The sequence below is a fragment of the Sulfurimonas sp. HSL3-7 genome (assembly GCF_039645985.1).
GTDB lineage: Bacteria > Campylobacterota > Campylobacteria > Campylobacterales > Sulfurimonadaceae > Sulfonitrofixus > Sulfonitrofixus jiaomeiensis.
In genome coordinates this window covers 2276880-2300941 of the sequence record NZ_CP147919.1, presented here as the reverse complement: position 1 = coordinate 2300941, position 24062 = coordinate 2276880, and the positions used below count along the sequence as shown (strand labels likewise).

The 24062-nt window shown below is 45.1% G+C and carries 20 protein-coding genes; 16 read left to right on the top strand and 4 right to left on the bottom strand.

Translation table 11 applies throughout. The features are described from left to right. Positions 1 to 182 precede the first annotated feature (182 nt). From WCY20_RS11350 to WCY20_RS11340, 3 genes are all read left to right on the top strand, one after another. Entirely contained in the window at positions 183 to 2471 is a 2289-nt protein-coding gene (locus tag WCY20_RS11350) for a diguanylate cyclase (protein WP_345975229.1), read from the top strand. A gap of 75 nt (positions 2472 to 2546) precedes the next feature. Continuing rightward, positions 2547 to 2855 (top strand): DUF6172 family protein, encoded by a 309-nt coding sequence (locus tag WCY20_RS11345; RefSeq protein ID WP_345975227.1) that lies wholly within the window; start codon positions 2547 to 2549, stop codon positions 2853 to 2855. Between the two features lie 107 nt (positions 2856 to 2962). Then, complete coding sequence (locus WCY20_RS11340; protein ID WP_345975225.1) at positions 2963 to 3604, top strand: hemolysin III family protein; 642 nt, start codon at positions 2963 to 2965, stop codon at positions 3602 to 3604. Between the two features lie 31 nt (positions 3605 to 3635). Here the strand turns inward: WCY20_RS11340 and WCY20_RS11335 are convergent, their stop codons facing one another. After that, positions 3636 to 4085, bottom strand: a complete 450-nt coding sequence (locus WCY20_RS11335; RefSeq protein WP_345975223.1) for a rhodanese-like domain-containing protein — start codon at positions 4083 to 4085, stop codon at positions 3636 to 3638. A 126-nt stretch (positions 4086 to 4211) separates the two neighbouring features. Here WCY20_RS11335 and WCY20_RS11330 point away from each other — a divergent pair, with 126 nt between their 5' ends. Beyond that, positions 4212 to 5090: a hypothetical protein gene (locus tag WCY20_RS11330; RefSeq protein WP_345975221.1), complete on the top strand. Its 879-nt coding sequence runs from the start codon at positions 4212 to 4214 to the stop codon at positions 5088 to 5090. A gap of 48 nt (positions 5091 to 5138) precedes the next feature. Beyond that, positions 5139 to 6101 (top strand): ABC transporter permease, encoded by a 963-nt coding sequence (locus WCY20_RS11325; RefSeq protein WP_345975219.1) that lies wholly within the window; start codon positions 5139 to 5141, stop codon positions 6099 to 6101. A gap of 71 nt (positions 6102 to 6172) precedes the next feature. On the opposite strand, the gene nusA is transcribed toward WCY20_RS11325, so the two are convergent. Further along, positions 6173 to 7330 (bottom strand): transcription termination factor NusA, encoded by a 1158-nt coding sequence (gene nusA / locus WCY20_RS11320; RefSeq protein WP_345975217.1) that lies wholly within the window; start codon positions 7328 to 7330, stop codon positions 6173 to 6175. Between the two features lie 326 nt (positions 7331 to 7656). Here nusA and WCY20_RS11315 point away from each other — a divergent pair, with 326 nt between their 5' ends. Genes WCY20_RS11315 through WCY20_RS11285 form a run of 7 tightly spaced genes read left to right on the top strand, consistent with a single transcriptional unit; the run spans position 7657 to position 12453 of the window. Beyond that, positions 7657 to 7899: an HP0268 family nuclease gene (locus tag WCY20_RS11315; RefSeq protein ID WP_345975215.1), complete on the top strand. Its 243-nt coding sequence runs from the start codon at positions 7657 to 7659 to the stop codon at positions 7897 to 7899. 15 nt (positions 7900 to 7914) lie between these two features. Then, entirely contained in the window at positions 7915 to 9216 is a 1302-nt protein-coding gene (gene miaB, locus WCY20_RS11310) for a tRNA (N6-isopentenyl adenosine(37)-C2)-methylthiotransferase MiaB (protein ID WP_345975214.1), read from the top strand. Continuing rightward, on the top strand, positions 9209 to 9832 hold the full coding sequence (locus WCY20_RS11305; protein WP_345975213.1) for a lysophospholipid acyltransferase family protein: 624 nt from the start codon (positions 9209 to 9211) through the stop codon (positions 9830 to 9832). Before miaB ends, WCY20_RS11305 begins: the two co-directional genes overlap by 8 nt. Before the next feature lie 3 nt (positions 9833 to 9835). Then, entirely contained in the window at positions 9836 to 10681 is an 846-nt protein-coding gene (locus WCY20_RS11300) for a tyrosine-type recombinase/integrase (RefSeq protein WP_345975212.1), read from the top strand. Continuing rightward, entirely contained in the window at positions 10668 to 11441 is a 774-nt protein-coding gene (locus tag WCY20_RS11295) for a hypothetical protein (protein WP_345975211.1), read from the top strand. The genes WCY20_RS11300 and WCY20_RS11295 overlap by 14 nt, the downstream gene beginning before the upstream one ends. Continuing rightward, positions 11438 to 11944: a hypothetical protein gene (locus tag WCY20_RS11290; RefSeq protein ID WP_345975209.1), complete on the top strand. Its 507-nt coding sequence runs from the start codon at positions 11438 to 11440 to the stop codon at positions 11942 to 11944. The genes WCY20_RS11295 and WCY20_RS11290 overlap by 4 nt, the downstream gene beginning before the upstream one ends. After that, positions 11944 to 12453, top strand: a complete 510-nt coding sequence (locus WCY20_RS11285) for a hypothetical protein (protein ID WP_345975207.1) — start codon at positions 11944 to 11946, stop codon at positions 12451 to 12453. Before WCY20_RS11290 ends, WCY20_RS11285 begins: the two co-directional genes overlap by 1 nt. Positions 12454 to 12461: 8 nt before the next feature. Here WCY20_RS11285 and tilS read toward each other — a convergent pair whose 3' ends face one another. Beyond that, entirely contained in the window at positions 12462 to 13472 is a 1011-nt protein-coding gene (gene tilS, locus WCY20_RS11280; RefSeq protein ID WP_345975205.1) for a tRNA lysidine(34) synthetase TilS, read from the bottom strand. Continuing rightward, positions 13462 to 14781 carry a 30S ribosomal protein S12 methylthiotransferase RimO gene (gene rimO, locus WCY20_RS11275; RefSeq protein ID WP_345975204.1) on the bottom strand — a complete coding sequence of 440 codons (1320 nt, stop codon included), beginning with the start codon at positions 14779 to 14781 and terminating at the stop codon, positions 13462 to 13464. The genes tilS and rimO overlap by 11 nt, the downstream gene beginning before the upstream one ends. 167 nt (positions 14782 to 14948) lie before the next feature. Here rimO and WCY20_RS11270 point away from each other — a divergent pair, with 167 nt between their 5' ends. The 4 genes from WCY20_RS11270 to WCY20_RS11255 all read left to right on the top strand — a co-directional run bounded on the left by WCY20_RS11270 (position 14949) and on the right by WCY20_RS11255 (position 24039). Beyond that, positions 14949 to 16115 carry an aminoacetone oxidase family FAD-binding enzyme gene (locus tag WCY20_RS11270; protein WP_345975202.1) on the top strand — a complete coding sequence of 389 codons (1167 nt, stop codon included), beginning with the start codon at positions 14949 to 14951 and terminating at the stop codon, positions 16113 to 16115. A 236-nt stretch (positions 16116 to 16351) separates the two neighbouring features. After that, positions 16352 to 18559, top strand: a complete 2208-nt coding sequence (locus WCY20_RS11265) for a hypothetical protein (protein WP_345975201.1) — start codon at positions 16352 to 16354, stop codon at positions 18557 to 18559. Positions 18560 to 18603: 44 nt separating this feature from the next. After that, positions 18604 to 19191 carry a hypothetical protein gene (locus WCY20_RS11260; protein WP_345975199.1) on the top strand — a complete coding sequence of 196 codons (588 nt, stop codon included), beginning with the start codon at positions 18604 to 18606 and terminating at the stop codon, positions 19189 to 19191. 708 nt (positions 19192 to 19899) lie between these two features. After that, complete coding sequence (locus WCY20_RS11255; protein ID WP_345975197.1) at positions 19900 to 24039, top strand: hypothetical protein; 4140 nt, start codon at positions 19900 to 19902, stop codon at positions 24037 to 24039. Positions 24040 to 24062 lie beyond the last annotated feature (23 nt).

Here is a 24062-nt window from a genome sequence, read left to right as displayed (position 1 = left end):
GATAATCGTGTATGAAAATAAATTTGTGTATGCAACTACAACCGTAATGCGGCCTGATCATCGTGCCGTATCTTTGCGCAAAAAGGTATATCTCACTTCTGTGCACTTAGAGATCAGTATAGGTGTATTTAGATGATATCTGCTATTATCTAAAGAGTTGAATAGTACAAAAGGTCTTTCTTTTGAAATCGTTTTTTTTGGTGATATCCGTATTATTGTTGACACCATTGCTGTTGCAAGCCGAAAAGCTGGAGAAAGTCTCATTACAGCTTCAATGGCTTGATCAGTTTCAGTTCGCGGGATATTATATCGCCAAAGAGAAAGGTTTTTATGAAGAGGTCGGACTTGACGTCGAGTTATTGGCATTTAACGATACGCTTAGTCCGGTTGATGCCGTAGTCAGTCAAAAAGCGACGTATGGTATCGGCAGATCGTCTTTGATCATCGACAAAAGCAAGGGCAAAGATATTGTGCTTATGGCGTCTATCTTCCAGTCTTCTCCCGTGGTGCTGCTGGCTACCAAAGAGTCCAATATTACAACGATAAAAGATTTCGCCGGTAAACGGATCATGATGACGACGGATGCTGCGTCAGAGGTGGCTATGCAGGCCATGGCATATCGAAACGGTGTTTCGATAGACAATATGATCCTACAAAAACACTCTTTTGATGTTGATGACCTGATCAATAAAAAAACCGATCTGATGGCTTCATACCTGTCAAATGAACCGTTTCTGCTCCAAGAGAAAAAGGTAGAGTACACCATCTTCGATCCCAAAGACTCCGGGTTTGATTTTTATAGCGATATTCTCTTTACAACAGAAAATGAAGTTAGAGATCATCGCCAAAGAGCATTGGATTTCAGAAGCGCATCCTTAAAGGGGTGGGCATATGCTTTTGATCATATTGATGAGACTGTAGCCCTAATATTAGAAAAATACAATACGCAACATAAATCCAGAGAGGCCCTGACTTTCGAGGCAAATACATTAAAAAGACTGGCGTACTACGATGGTGCCGAGATCGGCCAAATAGACCTGCGCAAGATAGAAAAGATCTATGATTTTTATAATGTTATGGGCCTGCTTGGACATAAAATCGATTTTGATACATTTGTTTTGCATGAGGAAAGTGGTAAAAGAGCCCTTTTATTGACCGATGAAGAGAAAAAATATCTGAAGGGTAAAAAAGTGATCAGCGTCTGTGTCGATCCCAACTGGATGCCCTTTGAAGAGATCAAAAAGGGCAAGTATATCGGAATGAGCGCCGATTATATGCGGATCATCGAATCCAAAATAAAAACACCTATCAGGCTGGTGCCCACTAAAAGCTGGAACGAATCGATCGCTTATGTCAAAGCCCGCAAGTGCGATATTCTTTCTCTTGTGATGGAGACGCCGGAGCGCAAAAAGTACTTGAACTTTACACCACCCTATCTGATCGTCCCGCTTGTCATAGCGACAACGACGGACAAGTTCTTTATAACGGACCTCGAAGAGGTGTCGGGTGAAAAGGTCGGCGTCGTGAAAGGCTATGCATTGGCGCAGGTGCTTAAGACAAAGTACCCGTCTATCCAGCTGGTCGAGGTTGAAAATATTGAAGATGGTCTCAAAGCGGTGGCCCACGGGGAGTTATTCGGTTTTATCGATAACCTGACAACCATAGGATACCAGATGCAAAAAGAGTATATCGGTACCCTTAAGATCGCAGGACGTATCGACCAAAACTGGGAACTTGGTATCGGTGTGCGAAATGATGACCCGATGTTGCTCGAGATCTTGAATAAAGCCATCGGCAGTATTGATGATAAAACAAAACAGACGGTTCTGAACCAGTGGATGAGCATTCGCTATGACCGGGGGTTTGATTATACGCTATTATGGAAGATACTGGGTATCGTCGGGGTGATTCTGTTATTGATAGCCTATCGGTATCGCATCATCAAAGAACACAATAATAAGCTCTTGGCACTCAACAGGGAGTTGGAAACACTCTCAATAACGGATACGCTGACAAAACTCTACAACAGGCGTTATTTGGATACTAGAATGCAGGAAGCTATTGATCTTTTTCGGCGATATCAAACACCCTTTTCCCTTGTTCTGATGGATATTGATAATTTTAAAGATATAAATGATACGCACGGTCATGCCAAGGGTGACGTTGTTTTACAGAAGATAGCGGAAATCTTATCTTTACACTCAAGATCAAATGACATTGTCGGAAGGTGGGGTGGTGAAGAGTTTTTGATTATATGTCCTCTCAGTACGATAGAGAACGCTCGGCATTTGGCTGAAAAAATGTGTGAGGCGATTGAAAATGAAAAATTTGATCCGGGTATTTCTGTGACGGCAAGTTTTGGCGTAACCGCGTTTACCGAGAATGACACGGGAGACTCTATTATTGCTAAAGTCGATCAAGCACTCTACCGGGCAAAGGCGGAGGGGAAAAACAGAGTTTCCGTTTCCTGACAAGAGGATATTGTCAATGAAAAACATCTGCAGAAAGTGAAAGTTCCTGTACAATTAGAAAAAAAAAGGCAAACATTGAAAAAAATATTTCATCTGCAGCAAGAGAATAAAAATCCGGACCGTCTGCTTGAGTCAATAAAGCACGAGATCCGTAAATACCTTAAACGCGAACGCGGTAAAAAATTGCCAGAGAAGGCTGTTTTCTGGGATTTTGATTGTCGGTTTGGTCAAAACAGCGAAGAGGCGCATGGGGTATTGGCATCTGAGATCATTACGGCCCTGGACAAAGCGCATACCGACAAGTGGGAACAATGCTATGTTGAGATCATCGCCAGGGCAGCGTACAAAGCAGAGGTGGAAACGGACGAATCGGAAAAGGTGTAAGGTTATCGACCTGTTTTACAGCATCGGTATAATACTGAGGATTGAGCATTGTCTTATTTATAATGTTCTATCATAATTAGAAGAGAAAATCAGAACGAAGTATTACCTTGGACAAAAAAGCGAATGAGTTTTCCATTGTTGAAGAGATATGGCACGCCATAACGCATGGCGTCGGTCTGCTTCTGAGCATAGCCGGTTTGGCAATATTGGTAGCCTATGCAGCCTTGCAGGGTACAGCTCTGGTCGTCACGAGTAGCGCTATCTTCGGTGCTACCCTGATAATCATGTACGGTTCATCCACACTTTATCATGCCATCACCCATGCGAAAGCTAAACGGCTGTTTCAGCAGTTCGACCATGCGTCCATCTACTTTTTAATCGCAGGTTCCTACACACCTATTTCGCTGATCACATTAGGGGGAATGTTGGGGTGGACTATTTTCGCCATCAATTGGACGACGGCGATTTTTGGTATCTATCTGAAATTTGCCTATCAAGACCGTTTTGAAAAACTTTCCCTGATCCTCTACCTGATCATGGGTTGGCTTATTGTGGTCGCTGCAAAACCGCTGATAGCTGCTATGGACAACGGCGGCCTCTGGCTGCTTGTCGCAGGCGGGCTCTCTTATACTTTTGGTATTATCTTCTATATCAAGGATAATAAGCTCTATTATCACGCGATATGGCACCTTTTTGTATTAGCCGGAAGTATCTTCCATTTCTTTATGGTGCTGATCTATATTATATAAAGGACTTTCAAAACGCTCAAACCGGAATCGTCTAAGCCAACGATATCTCACCCAGGTAACTGTGGATGGTATTGCCTTTTTGAAGCCACTTCAAGATACCGCCGTCTAAATTTTTTACATTGGTGAAACCCATTTTCTGCAGCTGCAGAGCAGCGAGCGATCCCCGGGCACCTTTCAGACAATAGGTCACGATCTGCACATCCTGCCCAAACTGTTTGGCGACCTTTTCAATGGCAAGAAACTCAAGTTTGCCTCGCGGAATCGTTAAAACGGTATGCGCATTGATATAGCCAGATGCAAACTCTTCGGGTTCCCTTACATCCAGCAAGATGATATCTTTCGCAAGAACATAGAGATCTTCCGGTTGGATCTGTTCAATATTCTTATTCGCCTCATCTATCAAACTTTTTAAATGTTCCGAGAGAAAGACTTCATCACACTGTTTTGCATACTGTTCCAGTTTACTGTGGAGGTTTTTCATTGATCATCCTTATTTTTGATAATGATGATACTCTATTTGGTTGAAAAGAGTACTAAAACAGAGCATTCCTATGCATTCTTTTATCGTCCGCTTTTAAAAGCCTGCTCGACTCTGTTACAATAGTGCATGATAAAAAAATCACTCGTCACAATAATGCTCTTGCTTGTCGTCATACTGTCGCTTTCAGAATCTTTTGACGTCAAAAGTTCCGAACAGCTGGATGCGGCCTTCAAGCGTTCTTTGGTTACCTTTGCAGTGGCTAGGGGTCTAAACGGTCTGGTCTCAGTTGTTCAGGGTACAGAAGTCAGCCTGACGCCTGCCGGGGTGGGCGTCAATTTTGCTGTGGGTGAGATCGTCGATCCTATCAATGATATGGTGGAGCGTTTTTCCTGGGTGATGTTGATGAGCTCTGTCTCGCTGGGTGCACAGGAGGTCATGCTGCATCTGGGGAAAATGCCGCTTTTCAAAGCAATGTTCGCACTTTGTGTACTGCTTTTTTTGTTCCTGTACTGGCAGCCGCGATTTCGGGTAGGCAAATGGTATGATTGGAGTCTGAAAGCTTTACTGCTCTTAACTGTTTTGCGTTTTAGTGTTCCTCTTCTGGTGATGATTAATACCTTTGTCTACGAGCAGGTTTTAGCGGAGAAATATCAGCGTTCGAGTGAAGTGGTTTTCGAAACCTCTGAAGAGATGAAAGGAGTGATCGAAGAGGCAAAGTCGGATCAGCAGCGCACGAAAGAGAAAGCGTCACAAGCGCCCTGGTATACCTTGGACTCTTTGAACATCAATAAGCAGTATGAAGCGTACAAAGAGCGGCTGGAAGCGATGACGGATCGTTTCATTGATAAGTTCAATACGGCGATGGATAGTATCATATCGCTGATCACCATCTTTATCGTCAACAGTATTGTCATCCCTTTGATCGTCTTATGGCTCTTTGTTTACGGTATGGGCAGCATCATCAGACGCGATTTTCAGTTACAGGAGCCGGACCAGCCGTTTTGATTCATTCACATCGCGTTATAATTGCCTATCTGATAAGAAAAGATTTATATGAAGACAGGTCTGATTAAACTACGTTATATCATCTTGATGCTGCTGTTGATCTCACTGATCTCTTTCATGGCCATTCATGCCGCACCGAACAGCTTTTTTGGAGCAGGGGAGCTGAACCCCAATATGACCGAAGAGGCCATTGCCCAGCTGAAAGCGGTTTACGGGCTGGACAAACCGCTTCACCAGCAGTACATCGACTGGGTTGTCAACCTTGCCCATCTTAATTTTGGTATTTCGTTCGTTACCGGGGCTGATGTAAGCAGCGAAATAGCAAAACGGTTGCCGATCACCCTTCTTATAAATATCGTCTCTCTCTTTCTGGTCCTGGTGATCTCTATCTATCTGGGTATCAAAGCGGCACTGGGTCATGGATCGTGGCTAGACTCTGGCATCCGACAGCTTTCACTGATCTCTTTTGCGATGCCGTCGTTTTATTTGGCACTGCTGCTGATGCTTTTCTTCAGTGTTGAGCTAGAACTCCTGCCGATCGCAGGCCTGCACTCGGTCGAACCGAAAGAGGGAATTGCCTATTATAGCGATATGGCGCGGCACCTTATTTTGCCGATCGGGGTGATGGTCTTCGTGAGTCTGGGCAGCATGATTGTCTATATCAGGTCGTTGACGCTGGAGATACTCAAGAGTGACTATTACTATTTTGCCCGTTCCCGCGGTCTGGCGGAGAGTCTACTTTTACGCCGCTATATTTTACGCAATCTCCTACCGCCGGTCGTAACGCTGCTCGGGCTTTCGCTTCCGGGGCTCATCGGCGGTAGTGTTATCCTGGAGACTATCTTTAGTATCGAAGGAATGGGACAGCTCTTTTACCTGAGTGCGCTGAGCCGTGATTATCCGGTGATCATGGGAATCCTGATAATTACTGCTTTTTTAACGCTTCTGGGCAATATGATGGCGGATATGTTGCTTTTGAAATTGAACCCGTATGCGAAACGGGAACGTTAGAAGTGTTGAGGGGAAAATATTTGACAGGGTTTTGAGACCTTGTCAATATTTATAATAGCACTTAGTAATGTTTAACCGAAAAGTGCTTCGAGTGAAGAGATGTCTTCTTTTTTCTCTTCAGGTTTGCCGGTCTCCTCAGCTGTCGCACCGCCGGCCTGTTCAACAAGCTCGATAGTATAACCCGTCAGCATAGAGGCAAGGCGGATATTGATACCGCTTTTACCGATCGCTTTGGATTTCTGGTCCGACGGCAGCGTTACGATGGCTTTAGGCGGGTTCTCTTCATCACCAGGCGTGCCTTCGATGACAACAGAGCTGATGATCGCCGGACTCATCACGCGTGCAATAAAAAGTTCCGGGACGCTTGTGTATTCGATACAGTCGATGTTCTCGCCCATGAGCTCTTCACTGACAGCATTGATACGGACCCCTTTGACCCCTACAGTCGCACCGACAGGATCGACCTGCGGGTGCATAGAGATAAGTGCGACTTTTGCGCGTTCTCCGGGGATACGGGCACATTTTTCGATCACCACGACTTCATCAGCGATCTCAGGCACCTCAAGGGCTAGAAGACCTTCAAGGAATTTAGGCGAGGTGCGGGAGAGCTCGATCTGGATACCGTTGACCTTGTCAATGTTTACACGGCGAACAACAGCTTTGATAACATCGCCTACTTTAAAGACTTCGCCTTTGATACGGCTTTTCATCGGGAGTATCGCGCGTACTTCATCCATCTCGATATAGGTGTTGTTTTTATCATCCACACGGGTGACGCGACCATTGACGATGGTACCGATCTTCTCTTTGTACTTATTGTAGAGCTCATCTTCGACAAGACGCTGTACATGGTACTCGATCTCGCGATAAAGCGTCATTGCCGCAGTACGGCCGTGGCTTTCAATATCATGTTCGATCTGGAACTCATCGCCTACATCAACATCAGGATCGACCTCTTCACGTGCACGTGAAAGCGAGATGTACCCCTGATTGACATCGCCGTCTTCTGTATAAAGATGGTCATCATCTTCATCATCCACGACAGTGATAGTCTGATAGACACGAATGCTTTTTGTCTTTTCATCGATCTCTGCATCGTAGGTAAAATCCGGGTTGATCAGACGTTGTGCTGTTTTGATAAAAGCACTTTTAAGGGCACCTTTGACACTCTCTGGGCTTAACCCCTTTTCATGGGCGAGTGCATCAATGATATCTAATACATTTTCCATAATATATGCTCCGTTATTCTCAAGACTGTTGTTCCAAAAAAAGATGTTTTGTGATTCATTTCCAGGAAGAGTAAAAGTATAGCATAATTTGGTCTCTGTATCATTAATGGCGTTTATAAAACAGCAGAAAAAACTATTGTCGGCGGTAAAAATAAAATCAAAATAGCGAAAATATTGCAAATTTGTTTATGTTATAAAATGTCCATAAAACAGGGAAATAGGCATAGTTTTTATCTGCTAATAAAAATCCCCCCGGATATTTATGCCAAAATTAACTCTTTGGGGGTTATAATGCAGTAATTATAAAACTGCAGCAAAGGACTCAGATGGAGCTTAAAATCGCACGTACGGATGTTACGTCAAAACCAAAAAAGATTGATGTGAAAAAGATAGAGGATATGGTCAAAAAAGAGGGGACGGTCATTCTCTATTTTGATCGTGACAACTCACATAAAGACCTTCTCTCTCTTCAGGACCATTTTGAAAATGAGGGTAAAAGCTTTTATATGCGCGAGGTGCGTTACGGCCTTGCAGACAATGAATATATGTACGAAGTACACATCTTATAAGGTGTATTTGGTTTAATGTCAAAAAAGCTGTTTATTGAGACCCTTGGCTGTCAGATGAATGTTCGCGACAGCGAGCATATGATAGCCGAGTTGAATGCCAAAGAAGGGTATGAACTTACACAGGATTCTACCGAGGCTGATCTCATCATCATCAATACCTGTTCGGTCCGTGAACGTCCTGTCCATAAACTCTTCTCAGAACTCGGTGCTTTCAACAAAAAGAAAAAAGAGGGTGCAAAGATCGGTGTGGCCGGTTGTACCGCATCGCATCTCGGAAAAGATATCATCAAGCGCGCCCCTTATGTCAACTTTGTACTGGGTGCACGCAACGTCTCCAAGATCGGTGAAGTGGTTAACAAAGACAAAGCGGTCGAGACCGATATCAACTATGACGAGTCCGATTTCGCTTTTAAAGATTTCCGTTCTTCCCCTTTTAAAGCCTTTATCAATATCTCTATCGGATGTGACAAAAGCTGTACCTTCTGCATCGTACCGAAGACACGCGGTGATGAGATCTCTATTCCGGCCGACCTGATCGTCAAAGAGGCGCAAAAAGCTGTTAAAAGTGGTGCCAAAGAGATCTTTTTACTGGGTCAGAATGTCAACAATTACGGCCGCCGTTTTTCAGGCGAACACGAGAAGATCAACTTTACCGAGCTGCTGCGCCGTGTCAGTGCCGTCTATGGCGTGGAACGTATTCGTTTTACGTCGCCGCATCCGCTGCACATGGATGATGAGTTTATCGAAGAATTTGCATCCAACCCCAAGATCTGCAAGTCTATGCATGTACCGCTTCAGAGTGGCTCGACCGAGTTGCTCAAAGCGATGAAACGCGGTTACTCTCAGGAATGGTTTTTAAACCGTACGGGCAAACTTAGGGAGATGGTGCCCGATGTTAGTATCAGTACCGATATTATCGTCGGTTTCCCGGGCGAGAGCGACGCAGATTTTGATGCGACGATGAAGGTCGTACGTGAGGTGGAGTTTGAACAGATATTCAGCTTTATCTATTCACCCCGTCCGTTGACGGAAGCGGCGGAGTATACCAACGTGGTCGATCCTGAAGTCGCTTCGGAACGTCTGAAACAGCTGCAGACCTTTCAGGATACGATCCTTGACAAGATCATGCAGCGCCAGATCGGTAAGATCTATGACGTCTATTTTGAAGAGCTGCGTGCCGACGGCTACGTAGCCGGACGCAGCAGTAACAACTTCCTGGTCAAGGTAAAAGGTTCGGAAGAGCTGCTTGGCAAGATTGCCGATGTGAAGATAACCAAAGCTGCCAGAATGCACCTTGAAGGTGAGTTGCTTGCGTAAGCGTCTGCTTCGCTCACTGGCACTCTTTTTTCTACCGCCCGTCGGGGCACTTTTCATACGCCTTTTCTACTACAGTTCAAAACGATATTTTCATCTGCCCGAGGACGTTCCGCAAGAACCCATTATCGTCGCCTGCTGGCACGGAGACCTCTTTTATCTGCCTTACCTCTATCTGAAGTTGCGCGATAAGCCTAATGCCAATGTTGTGATCAGTGAACATTTTGACGGGCAGATCATTGCAAAGATCACCCGCTATTTCAGAATAGGCACCATTCACGGCTCTACGACGCGCGGCGGTGCCAAAGTCTTGATCGCGGCAATGAAGTCGCTTAAAAACGGTATCGATATCGGAATCACACCGGATGGCCCCAAAGGGCCGCGCCATGAAGTTGCTGACGGCATTGTTGTGATGGCGCAGAAGACAAATGCCAAGATCATTACTTTGTCGTGCGTCCCAAAGAGTTACTGGCAGTTTAAGAGTTGGGACCGTTTTACCATTCCCAAGCCGTTTACGCGTCTGGATTTTTATGCTTCTGAAGCCCTGGACGTCAGCGGCATGGAGCTGGAAGAGGCAAAAACGCTGATCAAAGAAAAACTGCTTATACACGACTATTAAGCCATGAAACAGAGCCTTGATCATTACCGGAAAGCGTTTTTGATCTACCTTGATAAATTTCGGGGCTACTCCGATCTTACGCTAAAAAGTTATGACGAATCGCTCAAAGAGGCCTTCTCTTTTTTGGAAGTCGAAGAGCAGGGGAGTCACACCACTTTCAATCTTATGCCTTATCGTCTCCATATCGCTCATCTTAAGGCCAAGACCATCTCCAAAAAGGTCTCTGCGATGCGCAGTTTTTGCAGTTACCTTAACGATCAGGGCGAGAAGGTCTCGCTCAAAGCGGATGAGAGTATCAAGGTGCCGGCTTCACTTCCCAAACCGATCAACGATACCCATATTCAAGAGGCCCTTTCACAGGCGCCGCTGAATGAGAAGCTGGTCGTCATACTGCTGTACACACTGGGACTCCGTATTTCAGAACTTGTCTCTCTAGAGTTGAAAGAGATCTCAAGCAAGTGGGTACGCGTAACGGGGAAGGGGCAAAAAAGCCGTGACATACCACTGCTTTCTTCGACCCATGCACTGATGCAGGCCTATATCGATGAAATGCGGCCGCGGCGCTTCCTCTTTGAGTCCGAACAAGGTCAATTAAGTGAAAATAGTCTAAGATATCTGGTAACAAAGTGTTTCAAACGCATTGGGCTTAAAGTCACGCCCCACCAATTGCGCCACTCCTATGCGACGGCACTGCTGAACAACAATGCGCGGATTGCTGATGTAAGTGAACTCTTGGGACATGCCTCGATGGCAACAACACAGATCTATACTAAACTCGGAAGCAGTTTGAAAATGCAAAACTATCTAAAAGCACACCCTTTGTGTCAGGATGATGATGAAAACTCTTGAATCTCTTTTGCCGAAGCTTTTTATTACGCTGACACCTTCAGAGGAGGGGGTAAAGCTGTACGCCGAACTCCGTAAAAATGCAAAGATGATCAAACGGTTTGAGGAGCAGACGGTTAAAAGCGTTGAGAGTCTGGAAAAAAAGCTCAGACAGCTTGAACGTGAAAGCGCTGTCAGCTATATCGCTTTGTTGGAGACAGAAGCAGCCCAGGGACTATTGAGCGATTGCAATCGGATGGAAGTGGCCGATCCGAGCCATTTTGAGAAGATTTGTGTTGACGACAAGTGGGGCATCTATATGGATAAGGACGCGCTGTTTGAACGCCAACGTGACTATAAAAATATCGGACTTGACTTTATCTTCTCGCCGTTTTCCCTTTTATACAACGTTTATCAGCAAAGCATGCAGAAAGATGATGGTCTCTACCTTCTTTTGGGTGAGGGGTTTATAGTCGGCAGTGTCGTTAAAAACGGCGCCTTGCTTTACGGGACATTGATAAAGATGCAGAAGCCTCTCTCTTTGCATGAAGAGAACGCGATTCTTGATGACTATGTGCATACGATGCAATCGATTGTGAAGGATTTTTATGAGGCAAAAGCAGATGGGGCAATGTTCATCGAGAAGATTCACATGGCGGATGCATTGGACTTCGATGTACGTCTGGAAAACAGACTTGAAGAGGAGCTGTTTGTCGAAGTAGAAAAGCGCAGTGTAGAGCTGCCTCATGAACTTGCCGTGTTAGGCGAAATGGAGCTCACTTGAAACATAGTTTTATAGCGCCCCGCCGTAAAAAAATCATTGGTGCAGAGCTCAAGTGGCTCTTTGCGGCATTCCTGCTTCTTCTGCTGGTCATGTCGGGCAGTTTTATCTTTTTACATTATGCGATTGAACGCTATGAGCAAGAGCTGACTACCCTGGAGGTAAGAAAACAGAAACTTGACGGTGAGAAAAAAATGGTCATCGCAGAAATCGCGAGACTGCAGAAGTTGGATAAACTGCGTGAAAAGATCAGTACTAAAAACAGACTTCAGAAAGAGAATGTCAAAAATTTCTTCGACCTAGTGCCAGGCGGTGTAACCTTGGAGCTGGCAGAGTTCCGTGACAACACGCTTCGGCTCAAAGGCTTTACGCAAAACAAAGAGCAGTTCAACACCTCTTTTCAACTTTTATTGGCATCACGCTTTAGCCGCAGTACCACAACGTTTACAAAACTCAAAGACGGCAGCTACCGTTTTAACAATATTTCGATCATGGAGGAGGAGTAGTGAGCAAGGGTACCTCTTTCGGATTTACCGTGCTGCTTTTTCTGCTTTTGAGCGGTGTGGTGCTTTTTGGATTTTTTGTCTTTACCCCCAAGATCAAAGCCTATCGTGCGTTATCTATCGGGATAGAGCAGACGGCTGAAGATGTTAAGAGCCTGGAAAAAGAGTTCGACAAAGAGTACGGCAGGCTCCAAGCTCTTCAGGAGAAAGAGAAGAAGATAGATATTGCATTGCACAAATCTTTTGATCAAAAAGGTTTGGAAGGGTATCTGCAGCACTACTTTTCAGCATTGACGCTTACCGGCATAAGCAGTACAAAAAGCAATAAGCTTCAGGTGGATACACTTGATGTCCGCGCCAAGATCGCTTCGCCTGCAGAATATTACCGCTTTATCGACGCTTTGAATGAGTTTGATTGGGTGGGCGAGGTTGTGGGAGCGTTGCAATTCAAGGGAGAAGCCGATGGCATTGCCACCCATTTTACTTTGCAGGTTTATACAAAGGCACCGTAACCTGACTCTTATGCCAGTCCTGCCTTGATCTTTAGCAATGCCGCCACGGCCTCAAACATCTCTTCATTTTCAAAAAGATAGGGACGAAGTTTTTTGGGTACGCCGAGCAGCCGGCACTGCTCTTTAAACCTCTTAGACATGCCGCGTGTCGTATAGGGTGCGATAAAACAGTAGTCCGTATGAAAACTGACAACAAAGCGTCTGCCGACAACATGCTCATCTTCACTCTTCAGGCTTTCTTTGTCGCCTTGACGCATCAAAAAACCGTGCTCTTTTAAAATACGGTCGATCTTGATGACGGCGCTGCGTCGGGATGCGGGGCGTCTGAACATGTGAAGTTCCCTGATTGTCGTTACTTCTATATTCTGTTCAAGCCGCTCATCGAGATCTTCGTTGAGGTAGGCAAAGCTCTTTTTGATGCCGCTGCCGTACTTTTCAAGCAGAGGTGCCGCAATGTTATGGCGAAAGAAATTGCGTTTGTACTTCTCATCACGGTTGCTCTCGTCTTCAAAATAGGGGATGCTGTTGTCACGCAAAAAAGTTTTCAGCTCGGCTTTGGATGTCTCTAAAAGCGGGCGTACTAGTTTGTAGCCGTCTCGTTGCTCAATGCTCTGCATCCCGAGAAGCTCGTAAAGACCGGCTCCTTTGCTCAACTGCATCAAGAGCCACTCCAGACGGTCATCGAGCTGATGTGCGGTAAGGAGGTTGGTGGAGCCGTGTTCTTTGATCACTGTTTCAAAAAAGTCGTAACGGGCATGACGCGCATTGGCTTCGAAGTTTTGTTCTGATAATCTGGTCGTTAAGATAAAACACTCTTTTCCGAACTTATCTGCCAGCGTTTGGGCATAGGCCGTTTCCTCGGAAGACTGCTCACGGGTCTGATAGTTGACAATCGCGATGTCAAAAGGGATGTTTTCGCGCAGAAGCAGAAAAAAGAGGGCAGTGGAGTCTACACCGCCTGAAAAGGCAAGAAGGTTTTTACCATCCCGGAGTAAGGAGAGGGGCTCTTTACTCAGCATGCCCGATGACGGTAGCTGTCAGCGTTGTTCCGACGATATCGGTCACTTTTGCTCTGTAGATGACACCGAACTCCAGCTCTTCATCGATCTCTTTGTCGTTGACATAGATCTCGCCGTCGATATCGGGTGCCCAGATCAATTTGCGGGCTGAGAGCAGGAATTCATGTTCTTCGCTTTCGCCGTCGATAACGATCTCTATCGTCTTGCCGATCTCCGCCATAAGCGAGAGCGTCTCTGCCTCAGCGGCGATCTCGCCTAGGATTTCGGCACGTTCATCGATCACTTCCTGGGGGAGTTTGTCGGCTGCGGTGAATGCCGAAGTCCCCTCTTCATCAGAGTAGCCGAAGACATTGGCGCGGTCAAATCCGAACTCCCTGACAAAGTCGCAAAGCTCGTCAAACATCGCCTGCGTTTCGCCCGGATGGCCGACGATAAAGGTCGTTCGGACAAAAGCGTCCGGCAGCGATCGCATAAAGTTGAGCTGTTCAAGTGTCTTCTCTTTGCCGAAACCGCGTTTCATCATGCGCAGCATATCGTCGTTGATATGCTGGATCGGCATGTCGAAGTAGTTGTGAAAAAGCTTGGAGTCTGCAATAGCCTGCAGCAGTTTCATGCTGGTGGTACTCGGGTAGAGGTAGAGGATGCGCGCACTCTTGACACCGTCGATCAGCTCAATGCGTTTGATGAGATGGATCAGACCGTCTTTGACGTTCTGGTCTCTCAAAAATGAGCTTGAATCCTGCGAGATAAAGCTGAAGTCATAATAGCCTTTGGCAACGAGCCCCTCGACCTCTCTGGCGATACTGTCAAGGTCGCGGGAGTGCAGTTTGCCTTTAAAAGAGGGAATGGCACAAAATGAGCAAGCCTGGTTGCACCCTTCGGAGATTTTAACGTAGGCGTGGTAGCTTGAACCCGTTACCACACGTTCTTCGCCGTCAATGAGGTAGACCGCGTCACTGAAACGGCTCTGCTTCTCAGCCAGCAGTTCATCGATCTTGGCATAATCGCCCACCCCGGTAAAGATGTCGACCTCGGTCAGCTCCTTGGAAAGCTCTTCTTTGTAGCGCTCGCTCATACAGCCCGCCATGACCAGAACAGACTCCTCTTTACGACCTGCATCAAGGTTCAGCATGGTGTTGATGGATTCTGACTTGGCGGCATCGATAAAGCCGCAGGTGTTGACGATAATGACATCGGCATCAGCGGCATCATCGGTCAGCTCATAGGCTTTCAGACGCCCAAGCATCACCTCGGTATCGACAAGATTTTTGTTGCATCCGAGAGAGACGATGTGTAGTTTGTTACTCATATGTACCCTTGTTTTAGTGGTGGAATTATAACATAGTTAAGGGGGAAGATTTTCAGTCTAATAATGTAAATATATAGTGTAATGATATTTTTATTTTCATGCCCAATCCGGCAAAACGCGCTTTGTCACTTATGCTATGATTTCAAGACGATACGAACAGGACAGATGTGAGAAAAGAAGAGATTATCAATGATGTAATGATATTGGGCGCGGGTGCAAGCGGGATGATGTGTGCCGCACAACTTAACGAACTGAGCGATCTGAAGGTGCTGGTGGTCGAAGGCAATGAAAAAGCGGCCAAAAAGCTCAAGATATCCGGCGGCGGCAAGTGCAATATCACGAATGTCTCTGTGACGCCGCACAACTATCTGGGCGATGAAGAGCTTATCGAGTCCATCTTCTCGCAGTTTTCCAAAGACGATCTGCTGCTATGGTTGGAGAAGAGGGGCCTGACTCCTGTTATCCGAAAAGAGCAGTACTATTTTTGCCCTAAAAGCTCCGATGAAATCATCTCGATCCTGGCACGAGCAAGTCGGAAATCCAGGTATGTGTTTAATCAAAAGATACACTCGCTAGTCAAGTCCGACTGTTTTGAACTTGTAACAGATCAAGGTCGTTTCAAAGCAAAGAATGTCGTGATAGCGACCGGGGCAAAAAGTTTCGCCGCCCTGGGTGCCAGCGAGATCGGTTTGGAACTGGCCCGCCATTTCGGGCACGCCGTCAAACCTTTTGTTCCGGCTCTGGCCGGATTGACTCTGCAGGCCGGAGAGTTCTGGATGAAAGAGCTCAGCGGTATCAGCTTTCCTGCTGAGGTCTCTGTGGATGACAAGATATTGCGCGAGGATATGCTGTTGACCCACCGCGGCCTGAGCGGTCCGGTTATACTGAGTGCTTCGCTCTATTGGTCCAGAGGCGAGATCAGCATTAATTTTCTCCCCGGGTCGACTCTTCGCGAACTGATGCACAACAACAGAAAACTGCTCTCCACAGCGCTGCCTCTGCCAAAACGTTTTACGCAGGCGTTACTGGATGCGGCGGCTATAAAAGAGAAGCCCTGCAACAGCTATAAAGAAGATGAGCTGAAAACGCTTGAACACTTGTTTCACTACTACACTTTTGCACCGGCAGGCACTTATGGATTTTCGAAAGCCGAGGTGTGCAAGGGCGGTATACGAACCGATAATATCAATAGCTGGACCTTGGAGAGCAATCTGGTTGAAGGGTTGTACTTTGCCGGCGAAGTGCTCGATGTCACGGGAGAGCTCGGCGGCTACAACTTCCAGTGGGCCTTCAGTTCAGCCGTTGCCGTGGCAAAAAATATTACAGGAATATAGGGCTTCTCAGTCTGTCTTGAAAAGCAATTATTAACAAAATTACATCTATTTGAAGATAATTTAGAAAGTTTTATAATATTTAAGAATAGTTAAATTCGAAGGGTGTATAATGGTCCAAAAGTGTGTCAATTCTTAAGAGTGATTCTGTGTAAATATTTTACACGGTCCATGATGGAAGAGTTGATCAAACTACTTGAGTACAAAATATAAATTTTGCACTTCACAAGGGTGAATAAATGAAAATGAAATTTGGACTAAAACAGACAGCTAGTTTCCTGATGCTTACAGCTTTGATGGGAATGCTATCTGGATGTGGGGATGCACAATCGAATGATCCCCTGAAAACTAGCGGTGTCGTACTGAGTAACAGCTCTTTGAGCTTTGACAGCACAAGTTTGAGTGTCAGTGGTACAGTAACTACCAAGTACACACTCGAAGGTAATGCAGAAGTCACTAATATAGTGCCGAAGGTTGATGGATGTACTATCCAATCGTATACCATTGGGACGAACAATACAATATCTTATACAGATAACAGCGATGTACAATCCGGTGTTACTATCGGTTTCACAGAACCTTGTACATCAACTTCTTTGACATTGACAGCGGACGAGATAAATGATCAAAACATCACGTGGCCATTTAAGGCAACGACATCAATTCAAGCATCGCTTCCTGTAGCGGATGTTTCTCCAATTGCAGCGATTACTGTAGATATTGCATCGCACAATATCACGCTGAACTCGGAGCAGAGAGAGATCGTATTGCAGGTGCGTAACAGTAATTTTGTTCCTATCTCTGAAGGAACTATCGGTGTACGTTATCCGTCTGCTTTAAATGCCGGTATTATGAACCCTATAGAAGAGGTTGCAGTTGTAAACGGAGAAGCAAAATTCGTCTATACTGCACCTTCAGATATCAGCAACCTGAATGGTACCAGTTATGATTTTGTGTTTTTTGATACGTTGAACCCACTGACAAGTACAAGTGTTACATTCACATTTAACCCTGATCCGACACAAGTCATTCAAACAGAATATCTTATCACTTCATCAATAGATGATGAAAATGTGACAATGGATCTCAATAAAACGCGTGTGCTCAGCTTTTTTCTAAAAGATAAAGATGGTAACGTCGTTTCTGACGATGCTATATCAGCCATGTCGATTACGCTGCTGAACTCGCAAATTGCGGATTTGATCGACTCTGACGGTACGGTACAAGACACAACGATTGCAAAAACTACAAACAACGTGACAGTATCGCTTTTGAGTTTTAACAAATCAGGTTTATTGCCTATCGAGGTTAGTTTCAGTTTTACCGACGTTAATGGCGTCGCCCAGACAGTGAGCAAGTTATTTTCTGTTGTCATTCTTTCGGGGCCGCCAACTGCATTCAGTATGAGTTATGCGGGCACAGGCCAAGACGCTGATAATGCAAAATTCATTGAGCATATCGTGATCTCTGCCGTCGATGAATATGGTAACAAAGTCAATAGGGGATCGACAATTTCTGCGGGGGTTATCACCGGTTATGCCAGAGATGAAACATATGAATTAAATAGCTCAAGTGTTGTCGGAAACCAATATGCTGTCAGTCTGACACCGATCATCGACCATGCTCCGGTGGGTATCGCAACCATTGAGAATGCAGGCAGCGGAGCTCAACTGACTGCTGCGAATATTGCCAACACGACAATTGATCTGGCGAATGATAAATTGACTACTTTCCGAAGTGATTTGTATGATTATCCGTTCCACGCTTCAGGTAAATGGGATATGTCATCTGTGGCTGGAAGCACGATAGATCTGCTGGATGAATATGCAACGACGATGCCGACTGAAGCAAATATGGGTTATGTCATCGGGCACAACTACCGTCAAGAGGTCTGTTCGCAGACAGGTGCAAAGGCGACAGCTTATGTTTCATCAGGAGATGGTACCTATAAACTGGACGCTAACGGAAATGCTGTTATAGATGTCTATTATGACTATTATCTTGTTGCCAAGACAGTTGCCATCTATGCAAATGTCGTAACACATGTGAATGGCGGTTCGGTAGGTGATGTTCGTGGCGGTGAGACAATGGTACATACTCTTCGCGGACACGGGCTTGAATATACTGATACCTTTAACATTCCGGAGGGTGCTGTAGCTATGCCAATCAACTTTTCAGGTATTAGTGTGGTCGATACACCGGTATTCTTAAGAAACTCCAGGTTTGTCTACACGCTGAAATTTACTGGAGATGCAGCGGAAAGTGCAACACCGAGAGTTGTTTCTTATCAATTGGGACTGGGTGCAAACGGCGGATACAGAATGTATAACTGTGATTACGACGGGTCGACGTTTGTGACAGTTTATGTTGATGACCCAGTTCCAGGAAATGACAAGGGTGGAACAGTCACTATGGAAGTCAAAAACGTAATTTGGGGTGAATTCTAATTCGCTTCCGACTGCAATAAATAGATTGAATATAAAGGGAAAAAATGAAAAAAGTATTAGGATCAGTTTTACTTCTGACAAGTGTATATGCAACAGCAGGTGAGAACTATTTTCAAACAGCATGGGATGCTAAAGGCCTGATCGCACTTGAGGGTGCTTTTGGTACAGCGCAGACAAAATTGACAGAGTCAAGTCCAAGTGGTGGTGATCATGTTATTTTAAATGAGAACGGCACTTCGTTTGGCGGCGGTCTTAAGCTCGGCGGCGAATCCGAGGACTATCGTTTCTTTTTATCGGCACGTTATCATGATGTCGAAGATTATGACTACGTATCAACTGTCGGTCTTGAGATGCAGTATCTTATCCGCGCAGGTGAGCATTTTAACATCTTTTTAGGTCTCAATGGCGGTCTCATGAGTGCTCAGACAACGATAGGTGAAACGGAATACACTACAAATAACCCGTATGCCGGTGCCGATGTCGGTGTAAACATTGATATTGTCGACAATTTCGGTGTTGAACTTGGTATACGGGCCAACAAATCACTGGGCGACCAGAATGAAATCGGAACGGTAGACTATCTTGCAGAAGGCTATGCCTCTTTAGTGTTCAAATTTACCGGTGCTTACTAAACCCACATTATACTTACGACGTGTTACCGATTCTGGTAACACGTTACATTCTTCGCATATATAATCAAATCACTAAAATCAGGTGTGTACAAATCTTGCAACATATAAATTATGTATAATTTAGCCACTATTAAAATGTGAGCGACTTGGACTATAATCTAGTACGCGTATTTTAATACGCAGTAAGTGATGAGAAATCTTTTTGATTTGGTTAATGAACCGCAGCACGTCACTTGTCTATCAGTCATGGAAGCACGCCTCTAAGAGAACTCAGATCAAATATAATTTAACCACACTTTAATATTAGCTTTAATACACTTGTAATTATGGCATCTTTTCTTTGTTTAAGAATGGAAAAGATTTTAAGATCGGTTGACATACCGATGGGTGCAGTAGCATAATTTTCGGGACTATAATAATCATTTACCGAGCCCTGTATTGTGCTGCACTGAAAATCCTGAGGAGGATTAAATGAAAATTTTTAATAAATTACCGCGGCTAATTGTCACTTTTAGTTTGCTAATGATGTTTACTGTATCTGGATGGGGGGCAACCGTAACCGTACATGATAATGCGAATGATCTTTGCTATGAAAATCACATCAGCAGTGGACTGTTATGTATTGACCTCGGTATTTGTTCAGGTGGTATCGGCTGTATCAATGCATATCCGTTAAAAAATATCGGTGATGGTACGCTTGTCGACGTTATGGCTATTTACAATGAAGATGGGATAGGTGGTACCTTCAGTAATGACTGCGGTGTGAACCCTTCGGGCTCATGTCAGGCTGCAAGTGACATAGATCTTGGGCCTATCGGTCTTTTCGGACAGGCAACAACGTTTAATATTGATAACGATATGCTTGTCGGTGACAACAGCAACCAGATATGGACAAAGAACTTTTTGTCAGCTAGCTGTTTTGGAGGCGATATTCTCTATGCGACCTATATGAAAAACGGTGAAATGTATCGTGGCAAAGTCAATCCATGTGTCGATGTGGAAGAGAGCAATCCGAGGCCATTCACGAAAGTGAACGGGGACACAAACATCTACGGCGATCTCGATGTTATCGGAAACCAATCGCTATGTTATCAGGGATACGGATCAACGTGTATTGATCCTGGTAACGGCGCAAATAACAATTCAGTCTATCAAAAACATATCAACCTTGATCCTGACGCGGCAGCCAACGGGTATGTCAACTCAACATCTGCCGATCTGGTCTTAGGCGAAGATGATGTTGTTGTGGAGGCATGGCTCTATTGGATTGGGCGTATATACACTAATAATGATACAGAAAGAGCGAAAAAGAGTAGTGCCAATACCGTGCGTTTGAAAACACCCGACTCAAACGGCTACATTACGATTAATGCCGAAGTAAACAAATTTAATTGGATGATCGAAGGAGATTACTTTGATTATGGCGGTGCTGCTGACGTAACAGAACATGTTCAAAACGGCGGGACGTACTGGGTAGCCGATCTGCAGGCAACAGAGATGTATAATCAAGGCTCGGGCTGGGCATTGGCTGTTATTATCAAAGACACAACCTCACAAATCCGTACGATGAAAAACATTGCTTTGTATGATGGGTTTGAAGGTATCTATAATGAAAGTAATGAGTACCCGGACAGCGTCAGTTCTACACTGGATAGATTCAGAACGCCTAAAACAGGTACAGTCAATGCCAACCTCATTATTTTTGGCGGAGAAAGCGACAGAAGTCTGGATGATACCGTCACACTAACCAATAAAGCAGGTACACCGGTAGCCCTGCAAGATACATTGGCAGACACCAATAATGTACTCAATGGTACCGTTTCCAAAAACGGCGCTAATGTTACAACACGTAATCCGAATTTTGCAAACACTTTGGGTGTCGATATCGACTACATAGACGTCAGCAGTGTCATCGGCAATGACCAGTCAGAAACGACCATCACAGTAACGTCCAAAGATGACAGGGTTTTTGTCTCGATGTACGGTTTTGCAACCGATCTGTATGTTCCCCGCCTCTGCTATGATTACGCTTATTCTCAGTACGACCGATTTTTTACAGATGTGTATGATCCTTTGGAAGGACCGATCCTTCGGGGAAATGTGGTTAGCGGCGAACCGGTTGAAATACGGATTTCGGTACGCAATACAGAAGAGTCTGATTTTGATGCGACCAATGTACACTTTAGCGTGATAGATATGGATAATACACAAATCTCGTACCAACCGGAGACCGTATCGGTCACCAATCCAGGCGATTTTGCTCCGACCCCTGTTCCGGATGCCTCGTTTGACGTCGTTGGCAGCTCACCGAACATAACGGATATATTGGGTATCCCGGTAGGTGATATCGGCAGTACAGAAGAGTTCTTTGTCTATTACTCCGTTGATACCAAAACCAGCAGCTTGGATACACCGCTGGACATGAAAGTCGATTACTCCGTGACGTTCCCGTTCCCGACAGGTGATGTCGTCGTTGACTTCAGCAGTATTATTGATCAAAACATGCCTATATGTTCCGGCAGCAACTTTGTATATACGCCGGAATGGTCTGTTTTCAATATCGAAGAGCGTGCAATCTCGGGTACCGGCAAGTATAACCTCTATACGCAGGTCGCTAAACGGCCGTTCGATTTTGACCTTGTTGCGTATGACCCTGAAAATATTCACACAATGAAAGGCGTTAATACCATTGTCGCTCTTGAACTCATTGACGCTAAACCTTATCATGATGTGAATGCATCATGTCAAGATCCCAAGTCAGCCATTACGCCTAGAGTTTGGGTTATAGCTGGAGACGGGTCACTAACACCGCCTGCCAAAACAGAGGTCGACATTGCAGAGGCGATAGCAACTGGTATGACGACCGCGTCATTGGATGAGTTTTATGGCGTTGCTCGAGAGAATACAGCCTTTAGGATCTCTTTTAACGTTGTAAGGGAGGGTGAGGACCTTGTCCAGTGGGAACATGCACCCAACGGCAATTTTTACATCACAAACTTTACAGATCTTGTACAGGACTATCACACATGTAAACAGCCTGTTGTCATGCCAAACGGGAATGAAACATCACTGGTTCCTGTCGCCTGTCAAAATGCGGGACAGGGTAACGGTATAACAGGGCAGGAGATGGCCATATGTAATGAGTGTCTGTATGGGTACCGCACCTTAAGTGTCTGTTCCCGCGATAATTTTTCAATTCGTCCGGAAGCGTTCAAAGTAGAGATCTTCGACAATGCCCAATCTGTAAATAATGGCGATCCGACGACACTTGTTCCAAACCCTGGCAATATTGCGGCGGGTTATAACTACCGTTATGATCTGACCGCTGTTTCGCATAGCGATGAAAACCCTGTTCTAGGGTATACCAATACTTTTGTTGCGGCGCCTGACGAAAACCGTAGTCTCATGTACAAATGGGACCCTATTACAGCAGCAATTGCATGTAATGACACAACGGCTAAATATGTCTACGGGCATTTAGTAGACGGTATAGCGCTTAATCAGCAAAACAAAAGTGACAATGTCGGCCGGTATGATCTGGCGATGATAGATAAAGCATGGACAGTCGTCGACCAGGCGCCAGAACATCATACAGGCAGTTATTATTACCTTGGTAATGACTGTGTTGTTGATAGTGCCGATGTCCCATCGACCGGTCTATCACCATATACTGATCCAGTAGGATGCTCTATATCAAGTACACACACTAATGTTGATCTATCCAAAGAGTATGCTGATTACAACATCACCGTTCATCCGTTCAAATTTGACCTGGATCTTGTTTCGTTTTACAGGGGTGTACAAAACACGGTCGTTAACAATAACTCATTCGTTTATATGAATACCCTGACTCAAGATGCCAATATGTCAGCACGTTATGATGGCTTTATTAAAGCCAGAGGCGCTGATGATTTAGACCTAAGTAACTTTGTAGCAGACTGTTATGCACAATCGATTGACTTGGATGTCGAAACGTCACCGTTACCTGCAACACCGATATTTAGATACAGATTATTCGAGCGTGATAATGTTCCCGTTGTTATCAGAGATACCAATGGAACCAGTGGAGGATTGCCTGAATTAAATGTAATCAGTGTCCCAGCAACAAGCTTTCGCGGTACGACAGACGGAAAAGCCGATGTGACGCTGCATCTTAATTTCGACAGGTTTGGTAATACGCCTGTTAACCCTATCGGAATCACATATGGTGATTTAAATGTATCGTGTACGACGGCAGCAAATTGTCAAAGTTATGCAAATATGACGGCTATTCATGAACCAGAAGGGACTAAAACAGTTGATGCAACGGTTATCTATCTCTACGGACGTGTGAACGCCCCGAGAAAACGTGTGATGTGTGCAAGCAGTACAGCAGCGTGTACAGGTGATATGACATTTTACTATGAATTTTATGCAGACGAAACATTGACGGCGCAAGAAAAAGCATGGATCACTGCATTGCTGCCGAGCAACAAAAGACAACGCAGCCTTGACAGTGTAAATTGGTATCGAAATGCTGAACACAACATCTCAGATGGTGCCGTTACCGCAACAACGCAATCCGCGGCGATTGCATCAGGTGCCTTTACAACAAGTCGCGGCGAAACAGACAGCCCTTTTACCTACAACGCCGGCAGCGGGTTCCCGTATAAAGACACGGTCACGGTCACGTCTCCTACCGGTGTGCAGCAATGGCTTATCTATGATCCGTACAATGCAAATCCCACTCAGATGAGCGGTGAAATTGAATATTACGGACCAGGTGCATGGACATCCGGCGGCAGTAATGAGACCCACACCAACATAACCGAGGGTAAGAAAAAAATCAACCGGAGAATTAGATGGTAGTCCCGGCTCATTATAAATGGTCT

Bases quoted from the DNA above. Each gene is read 5' to 3' on its own strand.
- WCY20_RS11260 (WP_345975199.1), top strand. From the start codon at position 18,604: ATGAAAAAAGTATTAGGATCAGTTTTACTTCTGACAAGTGTATATGCA.
- tilS (WP_345975205.1), bottom strand. From the start codon at position 13,472: ATGCTGAGTAAAGAGCCCCTCTCCTTACTCCGGGATGGTAAAAACCTT.
- WCY20_RS11335 (WP_345975223.1), bottom strand. From the start codon at position 4,085: ATGAAAAACCTCCACAGTAAACTGGAACAGTATGCAAAACAGTGTGAT.
- WCY20_RS11265 (WP_345975201.1), top strand. From the start codon at position 16,352: ATGAAAATGAAATTTGGACTAAAACAGACAGCTAGTTTCCTGATGCTT.
- WCY20_RS11300 (WP_345975212.1), top strand. From the start codon at position 9,836: ATGAAACAGAGCCTTGATCATTACCGGAAAGCGTTTTTGATCTACCTT.
- WCY20_RS11330 (WP_345975221.1), top strand. From the start codon at position 4,212: ATGATAAAAAAATCACTCGTCACAATAATGCTCTTGCTTGTCGTCATA.
- WCY20_RS11315 (WP_345975215.1), top strand. From the start codon at position 7,657: ATGGAGCTTAAAATCGCACGTACGGATGTTACGTCAAAACCAAAAAAG.
- nusA (WP_345975217.1), bottom strand. From the start codon at position 7,330: ATGGAAAATGTATTAGATATCATTGATGCACTCGCCCATGAAAAGGGG.
- WCY20_RS11295 (WP_345975211.1), top strand. From the start codon at position 10,668: ATGAAAACTCTTGAATCTCTTTTGCCGAAGCTTTTTATTACGCTGACA.
- miaB (WP_345975214.1), top strand. From the start codon at position 7,915: ATGTCAAAAAAGCTGTTTATTGAGACCCTTGGCTGTCAGATGAATGTT.
- WCY20_RS11255 (WP_345975197.1), top strand. From the start codon at position 19,900: ATGGCTATTTACAATGAAGATGGGATAGGTGGTACCTTCAGTAATGAC.
- WCY20_RS11325 (WP_345975219.1), top strand. From the start codon at position 5,139: ATGAAGACAGGTCTGATTAAACTACGTTATATCATCTTGATGCTGCTG.
- rimO (WP_345975204.1), bottom strand. From the start codon at position 14,781: ATGAGTAACAAACTACACATCGTCTCTCTCGGATGCAACAAAAATCTT.